The sequence below is a fragment of the Micromonospora sp. DT44 genome (assembly GCF_049841635.1).
In the GTDB taxonomy this organism is placed as follows: domain Bacteria; phylum Actinomycetota; class Actinomycetes; order Mycobacteriales; family Micromonosporaceae; genus Micromonospora.
In genome coordinates this window covers 1-847 of record NZ_JBNCKS010000155.1, presented here as the reverse complement: position 1 = coordinate 847, position 847 = coordinate 1, and the positions used below count along the sequence as shown (strand labels likewise).

The 847-nt window shown below is 68.9% G+C and carries 1 protein-coding gene; it reads left to right on the top strand.

Going from position 1 to position 847, the window contains the following annotated elements; all coding sequences use genetic code 11:
* Positions 1-67 precede the first annotated feature (67 nt).
* A partial coding sequence (locus ACLQ25_RS32730; protein WP_425734592.1) for an IS5 family transposase occupies positions 68-847 on the top strand: 780 nt, incomplete at its 3' end.

Sequence of the window (847 nt, the reverse complement as noted above, 5' to 3'; positions counted from 1 at the left end):
TCAGGGTCGGTCGGGCGTGTCGCACAACGGGTCCGGTCGATGGATGTAACTCGGTCGGTAGACAGGCATGGATCGAGTGCGGCGGTACCCCTCTGACCTGACCGACGCCGAGTGGGAGATCATCGAGCCGATGCTGCCGTCCCCGCAGTGGATGGGCAGACCAGAAAAACACGCCCGTCGGGCGATCATCGACGCCATCTTGTACGTGGTGCGCAGCGGTTGCGCGTGGCGGTACCTGCCGGTCGATTTCCCGCCGTGGCAGACCGTGTACGCGCACTTCGCACGGCTGAACCGGCGGGGTGTGACCGAGCGGATCCTAACCGAGCTACGGGAGCAGATCCGGGTGGCTCACGGCCGCGAGCCCGAGCCAACGGCGGGGATCATCGACTCGCAGAGCGTCAAAGGCGCCGACACCGTGCCGCGGAACTCCCGCGGCTACGACGCCGGGAAGAAGATCAACGGCCGGAAACGGTTCATCGTCACCGACACCCTCGGACTCCTGGTCACCGTCTGGGTCCTGGCCGCGTCCCGGCAAGACCGCGACAGCGCCAAAGGCGCACTACTGGCCACCTACGCGGCCACCCCCATCCGGCACGTCTTCGCCGACACCGGCTTCGCAGGCCGCCTCGTCGACTGGGCCCGCGACCTGCTCCGCACCACCGTCGAGATCGTCCGCAAACCCGCCGACCAACGCGGGTTCGTCGTGCACCCCCGTCGCTGGGTCGTGGAGCGAACCCTGGCCCGGATCACCGCCCACCGCCGCCTGGCCCGCGACTACGAAACCCACCGCGCAACGTCCGAGGCCATGATCCGATGGGCCGCCCTCGGCGGCATGCTCCGCCGCCTC